This is a genomic window from Streptomyces sp. MnatMP-M17 (assembly GCF_900091995.1).
Lineage (GTDB): Bacteria > Actinomycetota > Actinomycetes > Streptomycetales > Streptomycetaceae > Streptomyces.
Window position 1 is genome coordinate 1 of the sequence record NZ_FMDK01000139.1, and the last position, 2,222, is coordinate 2,222.

Sequence of the window (2,222 nt, forward strand, 5' to 3'; positions counted from 1 at the left end):
GGTCTTCGCCATGATCAAGCACCGGCACGTGTCAACAACGCTCGTGATCAATACACCTAGTGCTCCTGGGCTACGGAAGCGGCCCGCGGCCGGCGAGAGCGAGGACGGGACGCAGTCCCGCAGGGCGCTCCTCCACCGGCAGATGGTCCACGAAATGGACCGAGCAGCCCAGCGCCGCCGCTCCGCCGTCGGCCCCCCGGTCGTCCCCGACCATCAGTACATCGTGCGGATCCTGTCCCAGGGCCTCACAGGCCGTCCGGAAGAGCCGGACGTCGGGCTTCTGGACGCCGTGCTCGTACGAGAGCACATACGCGTCGACGAGGGCGTCGAGACCGTGCGCGCGGAAGACGGGCCGCAGATCCCAGCCGATATTGCTCACGACGCCGATCCCAAGGCCCCAGTGCCGCAGCGTGCCGAGCACCTCGGCCGCGTCGGCGTACGGACGCCAGGCGTCCGGTGTCATATGGCGCTCGTAGAGCGCGTCGTACAGGGCGGGACTCGGCAGCTCCACCTGGCGTGCCAGCCCGGTGTACGCGGCGCGGTGGAGCTCGGCGCTCTCGTCCCGGGTGGCCCACACTCCGGCCAGCTCGCGCGGTACCCGCTCCGGTGAGGACCCGCCGGGCAGCGCGCCCGCCACGGCCAGCTTCATCGCGTACCGCCGTACCTCGTCGGGTGGCACGGCCACATCTGCCTGGTTGAGCACGGCTCGCAGCCAGGATCCTGCTGATTCGATGCGGAAGAGAGTTCCGGAAAAGTCGAAGAGCACGCCCTTGAAGGTCATGCCTCAGATCCTCGCGGCGTCACCGCTCCCGGGACAAGGCCAGGCGGCTGTACGAAGCGATGGAAAAGGCCACCAGGCAGCCGCCCAGCAGCCAGCCGGCCAGGACGTCCGCGCTCCAGTGGACGCCCAGCCAGAGGCGCGTGAGGCCCGCGCCGGCCACGGAGACGACGGCGACGGCCAGTGCCGTACGCCATACCCGTCGGCCGACTCCATGGCGGTGCGCCACCCACAGCAGGAGTCCGCAGCTCACCGCGGCGGTCATGGCGTGGCCGGAAGGGAACGCGGCGAAGTGGGCCGAGTCGACCGGATCCGGCCACTGCGGGCGCTCGCGTCCCACGGTGTACTTCAGACCTTGGGAGAGGGCCGCGCCCACCGCGCTCGTCACCGCGACCCAGCAGGCGAGCAGCCGTCTGCCGCGCCGCCAGACCACGATGACCGCCGCCGCGATCAGCAGCCGCATCGTCCATGGGTCCCAGGCCCAGTCGGTGAGCACCCGGTTGATCCAGGTGACTCCGGGCTCGGCCACCGCCCGGCGGTGCAGCGCCTCGGCGGTCATCCGGTCGAAGGAGAGCAGCGGCCCCCACTCGGCCACGACAAGTATGACGAGCAGACCCAGCAGAACGGCCAGCAGACCGCCCGTGCGGGCCGGTGTGACCAGTGGGGGAGGAGCCGGGGCTCCCGGGCTTGTCGGCGGCGGTGTCGGATCGGTTTCGGGGATCAACGGCGAGCGCATGGGGAAATCCTCGCCGACGCCGGGCGCGACAGGCCAGTCCGTGCGGGCGTCCGGGTTATCCGAGCGCACGCAGCGCCGGTACGAAGGCGACCAGGAGCGGCACCACCGGTACGGCAGCGGCGGCGGCGGTCAGCCGCAGTCTGCGGCCCGCGGTGAGCCGTGGAACGGGAGACAGCAGCCGGTTCACCCGCTGTGGAAGCTGGGCGTCCGGCGCGGTGCCCGGCCCGAACACCCCACGGTCCTCGTTCAGTTCGACCAGGGCGAGCGCGATGGTCAGCCGGCCGAAGCGGCGCGAGGCCACATCGTCCGCGGCCAGCTCGATCAGCCGGTGCATCTCGTCGCGGAACGCCGCGAACACCGGCACCTGCGGAAAGCCGTTGGCGAGCGCTCCCGAGCAGTGCAGCAACCAGTCGTGCCTGGCCCGCGCGTGGCCCTGCTCGTGCGCCAGCACGGCATCGAGCTGACTGCCCTTCAACCGGCGCAGCGCCGCCGTGGTGATGACCAGTTGAGGCTCCACGCCCGACAGCCACCAGGCGTCCGGCCGCTCGCCCTCCAGGACGACGAGCGGCTCACCGCCGGGCTCCTCACCGGGCAGCGCGGGAGCGCGTACGAGCAGCTCCGCGCGGCGCTGACGGCGCCTGCGGCGGGCCCGGTGGATCTCCCGCGTCAGCATGGCCGCCGTCCAGACGCCGCCGCCCGCCCGGGCCC

The 2,222-nt window shown here is 72.1% G+C and carries 3 protein-coding genes; all 3 read right to left on the bottom strand.

The window, feature by feature from the left end:
• Window positions 1-70 precede the first annotated feature (70 nt).
• A complete protein-coding gene (locus tag GA0115259_RS07360; protein ID WP_093592611.1) occupies window positions 71-781 on the bottom strand; it encodes an HAD family hydrolase in 711 nt (236 codons plus the stop codon).
• A gap of 19 nt (window positions 782-800) precedes the next feature.
• Window positions 801-1,514 (bottom strand): phosphatase PAP2 family protein, encoded by a 714-nt coding sequence (locus GA0115259_RS07365; protein ID WP_093592614.1) that lies wholly within the window; start codon window positions 1,512-1,514, stop codon window positions 801-803.
• Between the two features lie 55 nt (window positions 1,515-1,569).
• Window positions 1,570-2,222, bottom strand: a 653-nt coding sequence (locus GA0115259_RS07370) for a M56 family metallopeptidase (RefSeq protein WP_093592617.1), incomplete at its 5' end; no start/stop codon positions are given.